The organism is Dongia sp. P2_B8 (assembly GCF_056404715.1).
In genome coordinates this window covers 1-15280 of sequence record NZ_JBFUDM010000007.1, presented here as the reverse complement: position 1 = coordinate 15280, position 15280 = coordinate 1, and the positions used below count along the sequence as shown (strand labels likewise).

13 protein-coding genes are annotated in these 15280 nt (G+C 64.2%); 1 reads left to right on the top strand and 12 read right to left on the bottom strand.

Features of this window, described 5'->3' with window-relative positions:
* Positions 1-57 precede the first annotated feature (57 nt).
* The 12 genes from AC1DWZ_RS18570 to AC1DWZ_RS18515 form a co-directional block, all read right to left on the bottom strand.
* A complete protein-coding gene (locus AC1DWZ_RS18570; protein ID WP_477170430.1) occupies positions 58-2967 on the bottom strand; it encodes a response regulator in 2910 nt (969 codons plus the stop codon).
* Positions 2968-3138: 171 nt separating this feature from the next.
* The gene (gene ccmI, locus AC1DWZ_RS18565) at positions 3139-4503 is read right to left on the bottom strand and encodes a c-type cytochrome biogenesis protein CcmI (RefSeq protein WP_477170429.1); all 1365 of its coding nucleotides are present in this window, start codon (positions 4501-4503) and stop codon (positions 3139-3141) included.
* 13 nt (positions 4504-4516) lie between these two features.
* A complete protein-coding gene (locus tag AC1DWZ_RS18560) occupies positions 4517-5068 on the bottom strand; it encodes a cytochrome c-type biogenesis protein (protein WP_477170428.1) in 552 nt (183 codons plus the stop codon).
* Positions 5069-5092: 24 nt separating this feature from the next.
* The gene (locus AC1DWZ_RS18555; RefSeq protein WP_477170427.1) at positions 5093-5626 is read right to left on the bottom strand and encodes a DsbE family thiol:disulfide interchange protein; all 534 of its coding nucleotides are present in this window, start codon (positions 5624-5626) and stop codon (positions 5093-5095) included.
* Between the two features lie 30 nt (positions 5627-5656).
* Entirely contained in the window at positions 5657-7642 is a 1986-nt protein-coding gene (locus tag AC1DWZ_RS18550) for a heme lyase CcmF/NrfE family subunit (protein ID WP_477170426.1), read from the bottom strand.
* Positions 7639-8148 carry a cytochrome c maturation protein CcmE gene (gene ccmE, locus AC1DWZ_RS18545; RefSeq protein ID WP_477170425.1) on the bottom strand — a complete coding sequence of 170 codons (510 nt, stop codon included), beginning with the start codon at positions 8146-8148 and terminating at the stop codon, positions 7639-7641. The genes AC1DWZ_RS18550 and ccmE overlap by 4 nt, the downstream gene beginning before the upstream one ends.
* 3 nt (positions 8149-8151) lie before the next feature.
* Positions 8152-8325, bottom strand: a complete 174-nt coding sequence (gene ccmD / locus AC1DWZ_RS18540; RefSeq protein WP_477170424.1) for a heme exporter protein CcmD — start codon at positions 8323-8325, stop codon at positions 8152-8154.
* Complete coding sequence (locus AC1DWZ_RS18535) at positions 8322-9062, bottom strand: heme ABC transporter permease (RefSeq protein WP_477170423.1); 741 nt, start codon at positions 9060-9062, stop codon at positions 8322-8324. The genes ccmD and AC1DWZ_RS18535 overlap by 4 nt, the downstream gene beginning before the upstream one ends.
* A gap of 275 nt (positions 9063-9337) precedes the next feature.
* Positions 9338-10066, bottom strand: coding sequence for an OmpA family protein (locus tag AC1DWZ_RS18530; protein WP_477170422.1), 729 nt, complete (start codon positions 10064-10066; stop codon positions 9338-9340).
* A 255-nt stretch (positions 10067-10321) separates the two neighbouring features.
* Positions 10322-10987, bottom strand: coding sequence for a heme exporter protein CcmB (ccmB, locus tag AC1DWZ_RS18525; RefSeq protein WP_477170421.1), 666 nt, complete (start codon positions 10985-10987; stop codon positions 10322-10324).
* Entirely contained in the window at positions 10984-11637 is a 654-nt protein-coding gene (ccmA, locus tag AC1DWZ_RS18520; RefSeq protein WP_477170420.1) for a heme ABC exporter ATP-binding protein CcmA, read from the bottom strand. The genes ccmB and ccmA overlap by 4 nt, the downstream gene beginning before the upstream one ends.
* A gap of 179 nt (positions 11638-11816) precedes the next feature.
* Positions 11817-13160 (bottom strand): TldD/PmbA family protein, encoded by a 1344-nt coding sequence (locus tag AC1DWZ_RS18515; protein WP_477170419.1) that lies wholly within the window; start codon positions 13158-13160, stop codon positions 11817-11819.
* 252 nt (positions 13161-13412) lie between these two features.
* On the opposite strand from AC1DWZ_RS18515, the gene AC1DWZ_RS18510 reads away from it, so the two are divergent.
* The gene (locus AC1DWZ_RS18510) at positions 13413-15134 is read left to right on the top strand and encodes a monovalent cation:proton antiporter-2 (CPA2) family protein (protein ID WP_477170418.1); all 1722 of its coding nucleotides are present in this window, start codon (positions 13413-13415) and stop codon (positions 15132-15134) included.
* Positions 15135-15280: the final 146 nt, after the last annotated feature.

Here is a 15280-nt window from a genome sequence, read left to right as displayed (position 1 = left end):
AGGATCGGACGCCGCTTTCCTAGCCTGTTTGGGTCTCCAGCGCCATATCTGGCGGCGTCAGGATGTCCCGGCCCGGCGTGGCGGTGAATTGGGGATGGGCGATTGGGGCGGGGTGGGGTCGTCGGCGGTGGCGCTTTCCAGCGAGGAGAGCAGGCTCTCCAGCGCATCCTGCTGCTCCAGGGACAAGGGGGCGATGGCGGGCCCGGCCTCATGCTCGGCCGCACTGATGCGGGCTGCCTCGCCCTCGACCAATGCTACCTTCGCATGGAGGGCGATCTTCTGGATGAGCTCGTTGGCATCGATGGGCTTGGCCATGAAATCGTTCATGCCGGCTTCCAGGCACAGGCGCCGGTCATCCTGGGTGGCGTTGGCGGTGAGGGCGATGATCGGCACATGGGCGGGGGCACCGCCGAGTTCCCGGATGCGCCTTGTCGCCTCCAGCCCGTCGAGTTCGGGCATGCGCATGTCCATGAGAATGACGTCATAGGCGCGGCTGCGCATCGCCTCCAGCGCCTCCAGCCCGTTGCCGGCGATGTCGGCGCGGGCACCGGCACGGGCGAGGATCGCATTCACCAGCATCTGGTTGRCCTGATTGTCCTCGGCCAACAGGATGCGAAGCGCGGCGCCATCGGCAAAGATGGCAAGATCGGTATAAGCGTGGCCGCGGCGCGCCAGATTGTGACGCGATCCCTTCAGCAGCCCCATCATGCAGGCAAGGAAGCTCGACCGCCGCACGGGCTTGGGCAATTGCGCATCGATCCCGTCATGCACTTCATGCTGGTCGATGAACAGGGCCGAGGATGACAGCACCACATTCTCGACCACGACATTCGGCAAGGCGCGCAGGCGCCGCGCAAATTCGACGCCCGACATGTTGGGCATCACCTGATCGACGATGGCAAGGGCAATGGGCTGGCTTGGCGGATGGCTGCGGAGATCGTCGAGGATGATTTCCGGCTCGCTTGCAGACATCGGCCGGGCGCCGATGCTCACCACATAGCGTTCGAAGATCTCGCGGTTGATCTGATTGTCATCGACGATCAGCACCAGCCGGCCGGCAAAGGCTGCGGTGATCATCGCCTGGTCCGGCGTCGCGGTGACAGTCAGCATCTGCCCGCGGGGTGCGCCGAACCAGGCTGTGAACCAGAAAGTCGACCCGGAGCGGGGGCCGGTATGGGATTCGACGCCGATCGCGCCATGCATCAGGTCGACCAGCTGCTTGCAGATGGCAAGGCCGAGGCCCGTGCCGCCGAAGCGCCGCGTGGTCGAGGCGTCGACCTGGCTGAAATGATGGAACAGGCGGCCATGCGCCTCCTCCGGAATGCCGATGCCGGTGTCGCGGATGGCAAAGCGCAGCTTCGCCCCGTCCGCATTGTTGTCGGACAGCTCGACGATCAGGCTGACGCCGCCGGTCTCGGTGAATTTGACGGCGTTGGACAGCAGGTTGAGGAGAATCTGCCGCAAGCGCCCTGGATCACCATTGAGCCGCGTCGGCACGTCGGGTGCGACGAAGCAGGCAAGTTCAATGCCCTTGGCGTGCGCGCGGCTCACCACCAGTTCCAGGACGGAATCGATTTCCGAAACGATGTCGAAATCGATCTGCTCCATTTCCAGCTTGCCGGTCTCGGCCTTGGCGAAGTCCAGAATGTCATTGATGATGGCGAGCAGCGCCTCGCCGGATTGATGCAGCACATCGACATAGTGGCGCTGCCGCTGGTCGAGCGCCGTGTCGGAGAGCAGGCCCGCCATGCCCAGCACGCCATTCATCGGCGTGCGGATTTCATGGCTCATCATGGCGAGGAACTGGGTCTTGGCGATCGAGGCCTGCTCGGCCACATCCTTGGCAGCCCGGAGATCGCTGGTCATGGAACGGGCGAGTGCTTCGGCGCGGTAGCGTGCTGCCACCATGAACCACAGGCTGGCACCGACCAGAATCGAAATGACCGATCCGCCCAGCATCACCAGCAACGGAATGAGGGCCGCACCCGCCGGCTGCAGCGACGAGCGCGAGCGGTATTCGACACTGAGGCTCTGGCCCGAGAAGATCATGGTGTGCGCGCGGCGAAAGAGGCTGCTGTCGCGAGGTCCCCTTGGCGTGGTGGCCACGGCATCACGGCGGCGGCTGTCGAAGATCAGGCGGTCGGAATCGGTATTGGCACCCATGTAGAGGATGACGTCGAGCTCATTGCCGATATCCTGCAGCGCCCCTTCGACGGCGGTTCCGATGGCGATCGGCATCACCACCCAGCCTTTGAGATGCGCGCGCCGCTCGTCATAGGTGGCTGGTGCCGAATCGCGTTCATAGACAGGTGCCACCAGCAGCAGGCCGGGGCGGCTCTGCTTGTTGATGATGATCGGGATGATGCCGCTCATGGTGACTTCACCGTTGAGCATGGCCCAATCCAGCACCCGGCGGCGGCTGATCTCGCTCGCAAGATCGAGCCCAAGGGCCACGCGCATGAGCGACATCGGCTCGGACAGACGCAGCACATAAAGATCGTCGATGGGGGCGAGGTTGGTGCTGCTGAAATTGCGGACATCGAGCGGCTCGCCATTGAGGCGCGCGGCGCGTTCGCGAAAGCTGGGCAGATCCGTCCGCTTCACGCGCTCGATGAGGCTCAGCCCCATGCCGCCGGACATGTCGCGCCAGTTGAGGCCGGAGACAAAACGCTGCCAGTCGGCGCGCGAAATATCATCGCCGAGCGTCGCCATGCCCATGCCCATGTTGACCACCAGGTCGAACGAGGTGAACCGGTCGCCAAGCCGCTTTTCAAACCGTTCAATGAGATAGTTGAAGCGCTGCAGCGCCGCGTCCTGGGACTGATTGTGCAGCAGGGCCGCCACATAGGCGCAAAACAGGATGCCGATCAGGCTGACGGCGGCAGCCCACGCCCAAGCGCGATTGCGGGCGAAGGCATGACCTTGTCCGATGATGGTTGGCGCATGCGCTGTCTTGCCTCGTCTCAATCCGTGCCTCGGTTCCCGCGCGCAATGTCTAGCGCATTGTCGGCAAAGATGGTGAAGCAATGGTTAAATGCAGGCGTTGGGGTTAAGGCTTAACGCGCTGAAATCACGGAACTATTGTAAGACTAATCGAATGCTGCGCCAGATCCGGCGGGCTGGTCTCCCTTGCGGATTTCAAGGCAGCAGTGAATCCAGCTCTTTGCTTAATTCGGCGCGCTGGGGTGAATCTGCCGGCAATTGGTCGAGCACCTGTTGCCACAGCTTCCGGGCTTCGGCTTTGTCGCCGGCGAGGCGCGCGACCAGGCCGCCATAATAGAGGCCGAGAGGGTTCTTGGGGTCGAGCGTCCGCACGCGGCCCACTGCTTCGACGAATTCCGGCGGCAGATAGCGATCAAGGTCGGAGCGCCCGGCGATGATGGCATCGGCATAGTCCAGCTGCACGTCAAGACGGGCCGGGGCCAGGGCCGCGGCCTTCGCCCAGGCAGCCCGGGAATCCTCGATGCGCGCCAGCACCTGATAGGCGCGCGCCAGACGCACCCAGCCGTCGAGATCGTCGGGATCGGCCTTCAGCTTTTCAGCCAGGCGCCCGACCATGTCGTTGACGAAGGCGGCGCGCTGTTCCGGTGTCATGGCCTCGGCGGCGGCGATATCGGCTTCGCTCGGACCGGGGGTTGCGTTGAGCGTGGCCGCACTGTTCCCACCTGCCGTGGCAGCCGGCACATCCTTGCCCAGCCGCTGTGCCGCCTTGGCGATGTGGCTTTCCAGCGTTGCGCGCCAGGGGGCGTCGGCCGGCGTGTCTTTTTCCAGCGCCAGCCAGTCGGTCAAGGCGCCTTCGACATCGTCGGCCTGGGCCTTGCCGAGCGCCAGGAAGAAGCGCGCTGTGGGATTGCTGGGGTCGACCGCGATGGCGCGCCGAAAGGCATCGCCGGCGGCCTGGTTCATTTCACCCAGATTGGCGAGCAGCAATGCCTGGCCGAAGGCTGCAAGCGTGGTCGCATCCTGGGCACCCAGGCCAACGGCTTTGCCGTAGGCGGTGGCGGCATCCTGCGGGCGGTCGGCGGCATCATAGCCGGCGGCCAGTGCTGCCCAGGCCTTGGCATCGGTGGGCTTGGCCGTCACCTGTGCTTCAAGTGCCGCGAGTTCCGGGCTGGTCACGGGCTTTTCAGCCCGGCTGGCCGAGAAGGGCTGGGCCGGCAGGCCGGGTGATCCCAGCAGCAAATAGAGGCCAAAGCCGAGGAGCGGCAACGCCACGGCAGCGGTGATCAGCATGCCATGCGAGGGCGCCCGGCCGGGCTTCCATTGCGGGCTTTCGGTCAGCGCCAGCACCCGGCGCTCGATTTCGATCTGCGCCGATTTCGCCTGGTCGGGGGCAATGAGGCCAGCCTCGGCATCGCGGTTCAGTTCCTGGATCTGGTCGCGATAGACGGCGAGCGCAAACACCGATTCATTCTTGATCTTGCGCGTATAGAACAAGGGCAGGGCCAACAGCACCGCCGTGCCCAGCGTCATCACGGCAAAAACCAACCAGACGAAAATCATGCCCAGTTCCTAATCATACCCTGTCCCTAACTTCTGGGCTCACACCATCCGGACTTTTGCCGGCTTCCGCGGAATCTTGCAAGGCCGCCTCGACCCGGCGCGATTCTTCGGCGCTGAGACCGACCTGGATCGGCGCCGTACTGCGCTTGCGGAAGAACACCAGGATGATCCCGGCTCCCAATGCCAGCAACAGGAACGGTCCCGCCCACAGCAGGGCCGTGCTGGCCTTGAACGGCGGCTTGAACAAGACGAAATCGCCGTAGCGGTCGCTGAGATAGGTGAGGATCTCGTCATCCGCCTTGCCGGCGGCGATTTCGGTGCGGATCAGGCGGCGCATGTCGCTGGCGATGCCGGCATCCGATTCATCGATCGACTGCGCCTGGCACACCACGCAGCGCACATCCTTCATCAGCTTGCGCGCGCGCGCTTCCAGGGCAGGATCGGCAAGCGGCACATCGGGCTTGATGTCTTGGGCAACAGCCATATGAGGCAACGTCACCGTGCCCACGGCCGCAAAGGCGCCAAGGCAGAGCAACAGCAGGATGAACGGCCGGATTTTTTTCATCGGACCTGCTTCATGTGGCCATCTTCATTTGGTCAGCTCCGCCAGCAGCGGCTTCAGTTCCTTGGTCAGCCGCGAAGGATCCAGTGGTTGCGCCAGGCGATAGCGGATGATGCCCTGCCGGTCGATGACATAGGTTTCCGGTACGCCGGTCAGGCCGAATTCCATGCCGGCGCGGCCGCTATCGTCGACGCCGATGGCGGCATAGGGGTTGCCAAGCTCGGCCAGGTATTTTTCCGAATCCGCCGGCGCGTCCTTGAAGGTGATGCCGATGACGCGGATGCCGGGAATGGTGGCCAGTTCCTTGATCAAGGGATGCTCGGCCCGGCAGGGTGCGCACCAGGACGCAAAGAAATTGAGCACGGTCACCTGGCCAGCCATCTCCTTGGTGGCGATGCCCGGCCGGCCGCCGAGGCCCGGCAGATCGATGTCCGCCATCTTCTTGCCGATGAGAGCCGAGGGCAGGCTCGACGGATTGCGTGCCGGATCGAGGCCGCGCCAGAAGAGCGCCATCAGGCCAAGAAGGCATAGGAGCGGCAGAATGAAGAACAAGCGACGCATGACCGACGGTTCCTAATGATTCATCGCGGGCTATTCGCCGGCAGCTGGCGCCGCCTGCGGCACCGATGTGCGGTTCGGCGCACCGACGCGGTAGCGCCGGTCGCTGATCGAAACAACCCCGCCCAGTGCCATCAGCAGGCAGCCGGACCAGATCCACGGCACCAGCGGTTCCTCGTAGATGCGCACGGTCCAGGCACCTTTGCCGTCACCTTCGCCGATGACCGCATAGAGATCGCCGAAGATGTGCGATTGGATGGCAGCCTCGGTGGTGGGCATCGGCTGCACCATATATTGCCGCCGCTCCGGATAGAGATCGGTATAGGGCTTGCCGTCTTTCAGCACCTGGAAATGCGCACGCTCGGCGATGTAATTCTCGCCCCGCGCCGGGCCTACTTCTTTCAGCACATAAGTGAAGTTGCCCACCTCGATACTGTCATTGGGCTTCATCTGGCGTACTTCTTCGCTCTTCCACGCGCTGCTCGCGGTGATACCGATGATGGCCACGGCGAGGCCGGCATGCGCGAGGCTCATGCCATAGGCGGCGCGCGGCAGATGAATGGCGCGGCGCAAGGATGCGCCTAACCCGATGCGGAACAGGCGGATGCGTTCGGCCCATTCCAGGAACGTGGCGGTGAACAGCCAGACGCCGATGCCGATGCCGCCGGCAGCCAATGCCTGGGCGCCGAAATCGATCCACAGCGCAATCCCCATGGCGACGAGGGCAAGGGCGCCAGCGCCCCACAGATGCTGGAGGGCACCCAGCGCATCGCCCCGCTTCCAGCCGAGGAACGGGCCGATGGCGGCAAGCGCAATGAGCGGCATCACCAGCGGTACGAAGGTCGCGGTGTAATAGGGTGTCCCCACCGAGACCGAGCCGCCGCCCATGATGTCGAGGGCGAGCGGATAAAGCGTGCCGAGGAGCACGGTGGCTGTTGCTGTCGCCAGCAGCAGATTGTTCAGCATCAAGGCGCCTTCACGGCTCACCGGTGCGAACAGGCCGCCGGCCTTCATGCCAGGCGCCCGCCAGGCGAACAAGGTGAGTGACCCGCCCATGGCGATGGCAAGAATGGCCAGGATGAAGAGGCCGCGTGCCGGATCCTGTGCGAAGGCATGGACCGAGGTGATGACGCCGGAGCGCACCAGGAACGTGCCCAGCATGGAAAAGCCGAAGGTGAGGATGGCGAGCAGCAAGGTCCAGGCCTTGAGCGCGTCGCGCTTCTCGACGACGATCGCCGAATGAAGAAGGGCCGTGCCCATCAACCAGGGCATGAAGCTCGCATTCTCGACCGGGTCCCAGAACCACCAGCCGCCCCAGCCCAATTCGTAATAGGCCCAGCGTGCGCCGAGCGCGATGCCGGCGGTAAGACACGTCCAGGAGAGGAGGGTCCAGGGCCGCACCCAGCGCGCCCAGGCCGCATCGATCTTGCCCTCGATTAACGCGGCCACAGCGAATGAGAAGGCCATCGAGAAGCCGACATAGCCGACATAGAGCATCGGCGGATGGAAGGCGAGGCCGGGATCCTGCAGCAGCGGATTGAGTTCCTGCCCTTCGGTGGGAGCCGGAAACAACCGCGCAAACGGGTTCGAGGTGAAGAGCGTGAACAGCATGAAGGCGACGCCGATCATGCCCTGCACGGCCAAGGCGCGGGCCTTCAAGCGCGGCGGCAGATTATCGCCAAAGAGTGCCACCAGCGCACCGAAGAACGCGAGGATCAGCACCCACAGCAGCAGCGATCCTTCATGCTGGCCCCAGGCGGCCGCCACCTTGTAGATCAGCGGCGTCTGCGAATGCGAATGCAGATAGACCACCGACACCGAGAAATCGCTCACCACGAAGGCATGGACCAGGGCCGTGAATGCCAGCAGCAGAAAGACGAACTGGCCGATGGCCGCAGGCTTGGCCAGCGCCATCCAGGCACGGATGCCATGATGGGCACCGATGAGCGGCAAGGTTGCCTGCGCGATAGCAAGGACCAGGGCCAGCACCAGGGCGTAATGGCCGATTTCGGTGATCACTGGCTCTCTCCTGTCGTACCGTTCGTGGCACCAGTCGATGGCGTCTTATCCGGTGTGGGCAAGGTTCCGGCCCCTTCCTGCCAGCGGCCCGACGCTTTCAGCGCCTTTGCCACTTCCGGCGGCAGATAATTCTCATCATGCTTGGCAAGCACTTCAGTGGCGACGAAATTGCCGCTCTGGTTGAAGGCACCTTGCACGACGACGCCTTGCCCTTCGCGGAACAGGTCCGGCAGGACACCACGATAGGCGATCTCGGTGCTGGCCTTAAGGTCGGTCACGCGGAAACTGACGGTGGCACCGTCGCCCAATTTCTTGACGCTGCCAGTCTCGACCAGTCCACCCAATCGAATAGTCCGGCCGGGCACCGGGGTCTCCGCGGCGATCTCGCTGGGACTGAAGAAGAACACCAGTTCGCGGTCGAAGGCATTCAACACCAAAGCCGTCGCGATGCCGAGCAACCCCAGGCTGATGAGGACGAGGTAAAGCCGCAGGGTTTTCCGCTTCATGATCTAGGCATCGTCCTGGCGTGCTTCATAACTGGCAGCGAGCGCGCGTTCGACCGCGCGGCGGCGGCGCACGCCGTCCCACCAGATGGCAGCGAGGATGATCAGGCCCGCGCCGTAGGCCGGCCAAACATAGGCGGCATAACCACCCATGGCGAGGAAGCTGCCAAAATCGTTCATTGCTGCCCATCCGGTTGCAGGCGATCGAAGGCGGCGAGGCGCTGGTTGCGCAATCGCGCTTCCAGYAGCAGCGTGCGCATCCGCTCGATCACGGTGGCGAGCAGGAACAGATGAAAGGCTGCCGCCATGATGAACAGCGGCCACAACATGCTGGGATCGATGCTGGGCCCGTTCATGCGCACGATCGAGGCCGGCTGATGCAGCGTGTTCCACCAATCGACCGAAAATTTGATGACCGGCAGGTTGATGAGGCCGACCAGGGCCAGGACCGCCGCCGAGCGCCGGCCGCGACTGCGATCGTCGAAGGCGCCCAGAAGGGCCATGTGGCCGAGATAGAGGAAGAACAGCAGCAGGAACGAGGTCAGGCGCGCATCCCAGACCCAATAGGTGCCCCACATCGGCTTGCCCCAGAGCGATCCGGTGATGAGGGCGAGAAGCGTGAAGGCGGCACCTACCGGTGACATGGCTTCCGCCGCGATATCGGCAAGAGGGTGCCGCCAGATGAGCGCGCTGGCGCTGGCAAGGCCCATCAGCAGGTAGGCCAGCAGCGCCATCCAGGCCGCCGGCACATGCAGATACATGATGCGGACCGTCTCGCCCTGCTGGTAGTCGGGCGGCGAGCTCCACAGGGCCAAATACAGGCCAACGGCAAAAGCCAGCGCGGTCAAGGCTTTAAGCCAGGGCTGGATCCGGGTGGCCAGACGCAGGAACCGGCCGGGATTGGCAAAACGATGCATGGCCGCGGTTATACAAGGCTAGGGAGTCCAGTGCCAGAGGCACGGTGGCGCAGGTAGCAGCCCTCTCTCCCTAACCCTCCCCACGTTGGGGGGAGGGGACTCAATCGAGTCTGGATCGGGTATCGGGTTCAAACTGGCTGGAATTCCCTCCCCCCAACGTGGGGAGGGTTAGGGAGAGGGGGCCACAAACGCCAAGGGCGCCATCTTGCGATGACGCCCTTGGGTTAACACTTCAACCGATAGACCAGAAATTGGTCGGTCGGATCGTCGTGCGCTTACATGCCCTTGTTGAAGGTACCATGCGGCTGCACGATGACGTCGACGCGACGGTTTTCCTGGTTCTCCGTGTTGTCGGCACCGTCGGCTTCGCCAACGGCCTTCACCGAGACGTCGGCCGCGAGCGGCACGCCGGCATCGCCGAGGGCAGCCATGACGGCCTTCGCGCGACGCTGAGCCAGCGCCTTGTTCGAATTCGCCGAACCGACGGTGTCGGTGTAGGCGTCGATCTGCACGTGAGCAATCGGGTACTGGCTGAGGAAGTTGCCGGCATCGGTGAGAGCGGCGGCTTCGCTGTCGCGAACCTTGGCGCTACCGGTGTCGAAGTAGATCGACGTCTTCTGCGGGCCCACATCCTGCGGGACATGCAGCGATTCGAGATAGGCGAGACGCGCACGGATCGGATCAAGGAAACGATTGAGTGCGGCTTCAGCCTTGGCGCGGTGCTCGGCGGCTTCTTCGGCGAGCTTCACGCCTTCCTGACGCAACGGCAGGTTGGTGTAGAGGTAGGGCGCGTCGGCGTCGATATCGGCCTTGATTTCTTCGGCGCGGCGCGACTTGTCGCCGGCTTCGTTCAAGTTGTAGAGCAGTTCGCCGAAATCGCCTTCGCGGGTCTTGTCGACATTCGCCTGAATGTTCGACAGGTCCGGTTCACGGTTCGGTGCGGCGCACGCGGTGACGGCAAGCAAAGCCGTGCCGAGCAGCGCGAGTTTGAAATAACGGTTCATGGTTTGAAACCCCCTGGGACGTTCACGTGAAGAGGTGCGATGACAGCGGATCGCGACCGCCCGGCATTTAAATACCGGATGATTAAGCATAAGCCGATTCAACTTAAGGAATCCACGTTGAATCGGGTTGTCTTACGCGACCTGTGTCAAAATGCCCGCAGCTGTTGCAGATAAGCCACAAGACTGCCGCAGCAGCGGGAGGTGATCGGTTTGTCGTCCCATCCGGCATTCCGGTTCAAGTCATCTGCCCAGGTTTCAGCGCAGAACCTGGCGGAGCGCCATTGCCATGGCCCAGGGCACCAGGGCCAGGAAGGCAAGGTCGAGGGCCGCCAGCAATTGCAAGGCGCTCCCTGGGTTTTCACCCATCGCGACCGCGCTCACCGCCCCCATGCCGAGGATGAGAATAGGAATAAATAGCGGCAAGATGAGGAAGGCCAGCAGCAGCCCGCCGCGGCGCGAGCCCAGCGTCAGGGCAGCACCCAGCCCGCCCAGCAATGACAGCGCCGGCGTCACGGCAATGAGAGAGAGCAGCAGAATCGGGTAAAGATGGCTGGGCAGGTTGAGGAGCAGGCCCAGGATGGGGGCGGCGATCAGCAGCGGCAGGCCGGTCATCAGCCAATGGCCCACGACCTTGGCCAGTGCCACCATCTCCAGGGACAAAGGCGAGAGGGCAAGGCCATCCAGGCTGCCATCTTCGAAGTCGCCGGCGAATAGCCGGTCGAGCGATAGGAGTGCCGATAGCGCCGCCATGGCCATGATGATGCCGGCGGCAATGCGGGCAAGCAGCTGTGGCTCCGGTCCCAGCGCAAAGGGGAACAACGCGCCGGCGGCAAGGAAGAACAGCACCACGACGAGCGCATCGATTCCTTGACGGAAACCGAGACGCAAATCGCGGCGCAGGAGTGCCGAAAATGCGTTCATGCACTCACCCGGAGGCCCATGTCACCCGAGCCGAGGCGGAGCGTTGTCGCCTGCGGCAAGTCGAGATCGTCATGACTCGATATCACCGCAAGGCCGCCGGCGGCGCGATGGCGGCTGATAAGATCAAGCACCAGCTTGTGCCCGGCCGTGTCTAATGCCGTGCTTGGTTCGTCGAGCAGCCAGATCGGCACCGGCTTCAACAGCAGGCGCGCCAGGCCAAAGCGCCGCCGCTGTCCGGCCGAAAGCTGTTGTGCCGGAAAGTCGGCGCAGGGGCCAAGGCCCACTTTCGTCAAAGCATTTTCGACGGCGACCGTGGCACCAATGAGCTCGGCCCAGAATTGCAGATTTTCGCGCACCAGCAGCTGCGGTTTCAGCGCATCGAGATGCCCGAGATAGGCCAAATCTCCACGGTAAAGGGCGCGGTCCTGTGCGACATTCTTGCCACGCCAATTGAGCGTGCCGGCTTCGGGCGGCAGCAGCCCTGCCAGCAGCCGCAGCAGGCTCGATTTACCGCTGCCATTGGGCCCGCGCAGCAACAAGACCTGACCCGGCGCCAGCGTAAAATTGAGGTTGCGGAACAGCAGACGCTCGGACCGCCGGCAGGCAAGATCCTGCGCGATGAGTTCTGCTTCATGTCCTTTGGTCCGCATTCTTCTCCCTCTCCCTTCAGGGGGAGGGCCGGGGTGGGGGCGGTTTCAATCCCGCTCCCACACAATCTTCACCCATGCCCCCACACCGCCGACGTAGGTCGGCGTTCGCCGACGGGCCCCTCCCCCCTGAAGGGAGAGGGGACGCGTTCCCCATGCGCACCTTATCAGAATTGCCCGAACTAGGAGGCCCCGGCCAGGGTCATGCCGTCGATGCGCAGGGTAGGGGCGTTGGTGCCGTATTTGAAGGTGAGGTCGTCGGCCGCCGTGATCGCCTTGAACATGTCCTTGAGATTGCTGGCCAGCGTCACTTCCGAGACGGGATAGGTGAGCTCGCCATTCTCGATCCAGAAACCGGCGGCCCCGCGGCTGTAATCGCCGGTGACGCCATTGACGCCCGACCCGATCATCTCGGTCACGTAAAGACCCTGTTTGATCTCGCCGATCAGCTGCTGCCGGCTGATCTTGCCGGCCGCCATATGCACGTTGGCGGGGGCGGGCGAAGGTGGGCTCGACGTGCCGCGCGAGGCATGGCCGTTGGAGACGAGGCCCAGCTGCCGCGCGGAGCGGCAATCGAGCAGCCACATGGTAAGGCGCCCATTGTCGATGAGCTTGGCCTGCGTGGTCGGCAGTCCCTCGCCATCGAAGGGGCGCGAACGGAGGCCGCGGTCGCGATGCGGATCGTCGATGATGTCGATGCCGGCGGCAAAGATATCCTTGCCCAGACTGTCTTTGAGGAACGAGGTGCCGCGCGCGATGCCGGCCCCGTTGATGGCGCCCACCAGATGGCCGACGATGGAGTTGCTGATGCGGGGATCGAAGATCACCGGCACCACCGCCGTCTTGGCCTTGCGCGGATTCAATCGCCGCACGGCGCGCTCGCCGGCCGCCAAGCCCAATTTCACCGGGTCTTCGAGGTCGGCCAGATAGACGGTCGAGCTGTAATCATAGTCGCGTTCCATGCCGGTGCCTTCGCCGGCCAGCACCGAGACCGAGAGGCCGAAGCTGCTGCTGGAATAAGCGCCATGAAAGCCGTTGGTGGCGGCGATGGCGACGTCTGAGCGGCCATAGCCGGCCTCGGCGCCTTCGGAATTGGTGACGCCCTTGACGCTGCGCGCCGCATCCTCGGCGGCCCGCACCAGATCCGTGAGCTGCGCTTCCGAAGGGTCGGTGTTGTCGCACATGTCGAGCTTCGGCCAGTTCTTGGCCAATTGGCTGGAATCGGCGAGGCCGCAATGCGGATCTTCCGGCACGGCTTTCGCCATGGCGACGGCGCGGGCGGTGAGATCGGCCAGGGAGGAGGGGGTGAAGTCGCTGGTCGAGACGATCGCCTGCCGCTTGCCCACGAACACGCGGAGGCCCAGATCCTGGCTTTCGGCCCGCTCCAGCTTTTCCTTGGCGCCCAGGCGTTCGCCGATGGACAGCGAAATGCTGCGGCCGATCAACGCATCGGCCGCATCGGCGCCGGCGGCCTTGGCCTTGGTGAGCACGGTATCGAGAAGGGCTTCCTGATCGAGGCTGGTCATGCGGGCTTTCATCAGTTGGGGCACGGACGGGGGAGACGAAGACCTGATAGATGGGTCCCGCCACAAGGTTCCGCAAGCTGGGACAAAGGCGCGCAAAAGACAAGCCCCGCTTGCCAGGGTGGGCGGCGGTCGGGTTAATGGGGTGCCGAGTCTTTTTCGTCGTGCGGATCCCCGGGTCAAGCCCGGGGATCCACGGATTGCCGCATAAGACCACCGAGTATTTCAACGATCACATAGCCGCAGGAAGCCTCTTTGCACAGCGATGCCATCACCGACATCCTGATCGTGCTCACCGCGGCCCTGGTGATCGTGCCGCTGCTGCATCGCTTTGGCATTTCCTCGGTCCTGGGCTATCTGGCCGTCGGCGTCGTGATCGGTCCCTCCGGCCTCAAGGCCATCGGCGATCCGGCGGAAGCAGCTTGGCTGGCTGAGCTTGGCGTCGTCTTCATGCTGTTTGCGATCGGGCTTGAGCTGCCGCTCGAACGGCTGAAGACCATGCGCTATTACGTCTTTGGCCTGGGCACAGGGCAGATGGTGGCAACCACACTGGTGCTGGCCGGGGCCGCCTACGCGCTGGGGGCGGCGCCAGGCGCTGCCATCGTCATCGGCAGCATTCTTGCCCTCTCCTCGACCGCCACCGTCCTGAAACTGCTGGTCGATCGCGGCGAAGCGGCGGCGCGGTTCGGCCGCATCACGGTTGCCATCCTGCTGCTGCAGGATCTGGCGGTGGTGCCGATGCTGGCGCTCATTCCCTTGCTGGGCGGGACCGGCGCCGGCCTGTGGTTCGCCTTGGGGCTTGCCTTCATCAAGGCGATGCTGGCCCTGGGCTTCATCGTACTGGCCGGCCGCTTCCTCATCCGTCCCTTGTTCCGCCAGATCGCCGCCACCGGCAATTCGGAACTCTTCACCGCGGCCAGCCTGTTCATCCTGCTGGGCCTGGGCTGGGTGACGCGCGAAGCCGGCATGTCGATGAGCCTGGGGGCGTTCCTCGCTGGCATGCTGCTCGCGGGCACGCCCTATCGCCACCAGATCGAAGCCGACATCCAGCCCTTCCGCGGCCTGCTGCTCGGCCTCTTTTTCGTCACCGTCGGCATGACCTTCGACCTCTCCGCCGTTGCGGCCGATTTGGCCGTGATCCTGGCGCTCACGGCGGCCTTCGTCATGGTCAAGATCATTCTCACCACGCTGGTGGCGCGGGCCTTCGGGCTCAAATCGGAAACGGCTTTGCGCGCCGCCCTCCTGCTCGCCCAGGGCAGCGAGTTCGGCTTCGTCATGACGGGCCTTGCCGGCGGTGGCGGGATTTTCACCCCCGCCACCATCCTCACTCTCAACGCCGCCATCGTGCTCAGCATCTGCCTCACCCCCTTGCTGGCCTATTTGGGTGCGCGCCTTGCCAGGATCATCCGCGACCGCCGCGGCCGCAAGGCCAGCAGCATCGAAGCGGAATCGGAACGCCTTGCCGAACATGTGCTGGTGGCCGGCTATGGCCGCGTCGGTCAGGCCGTCTGCCGCCTGCTCGACAATGCCGAGATCAGCTATGTGGCGCTCGATCTCAACGTCCAGCGCGTGGTGCATGCGAGATCGCGCGGCCTGCCGGTCTATTTCGGCGATGCCGGCCGTCTCGATGTGCTGAAGGCCGCCGGCGTCGAGCGCGCGTCGCTTGCCGTCATTGCCATGGACAATCCCGCGATCGCCGAACGCATGGCGGAAGCTTTGCGTGATGCGGTCCCCAACCTCACCATCGTCGCCCGCGCCTGGGATGCGGGCCACGCCAAGCGCCTGGCTGAACGCGGTGTCAACGAGGCGATCCCGGAGGATATCGAAATCGGCCTGGCACTTGGCACCAGCATGCTGCAACGCATGGGCCGCGGCGAGCGGGAGGTCGACCAATCCATCGCCGCCTTCCGCGCCGAACAGCAGATCTACGGCAGCGCCGAACCGGATCAGACGACGGAACGCATTACGAAGGATTGATTGGCACCTGCCAAAAACCCTCTCCCTTTAGGGGGAGGGTAGGGTGGGGGCATGGGCGATAAATTTGTGAGAACGAGACTGACGTCGCCCCCACCCCGGCCCTCCCCCTAAAGGGAGAGGGAGATGTGCTTCACACGACCCCATCC

Coding starts and splice junctions, on each gene's coding strand:
- ccmI (WP_477170429.1), bottom strand. CDS start 4,503: ATGATTTTCGTCTGGTTGGTTTTTGCCGTGATGACGCTGGGCACGGCG.
- AC1DWZ_RS18560 (WP_477170428.1), bottom strand. CDS start 5,068: ATGAAAAAAATCCGGCCGTTCATCCTGCTGTTGCTCTGCCTTGGCGCC.
- AC1DWZ_RS18555 (WP_477170427.1), bottom strand. CDS start 5,626: ATGCGTCGCTTGTTCTTCATTCTGCCGCTCCTATGCCTTCTTGGCCTG.
- ccmE (WP_477170425.1), bottom strand. CDS start 8,148: ATGAAGCGGAAAACCCTGCGGCTTTACCTCGTCCTCATCAGCCTGGGG.
- ccmD (WP_477170424.1), bottom strand. CDS start 8,325: ATGAACGATTTTGGCAGCTTCCTCGCCATGGGTGGTTATGCCGCCTAT.
- AC1DWZ_RS18530 (WP_477170422.1), bottom strand. CDS start 10,066: ATGAACCGTTATTTCAAACTCGCGCTGCTCGGCACGGCTTTGCTTGCC.
- ccmB (WP_477170421.1), bottom strand. CDS start 10,987: ATGAACGCATTTTCGGCACTCCTGCGCCGCGATTTGCGTCTCGGTTTC.
- ccmA (WP_477170420.1), bottom strand. CDS start 11,637: ATGCGGACCAAAGGACATGAAGCAGAACTCATCGCGCAGGATCTTGCC.
- AC1DWZ_RS18515 (WP_477170419.1), bottom strand. CDS start 13,160: ATGACCAGCCTCGATCAGGAAGCCCTTCTCGATACCGTGCTCACCAAG.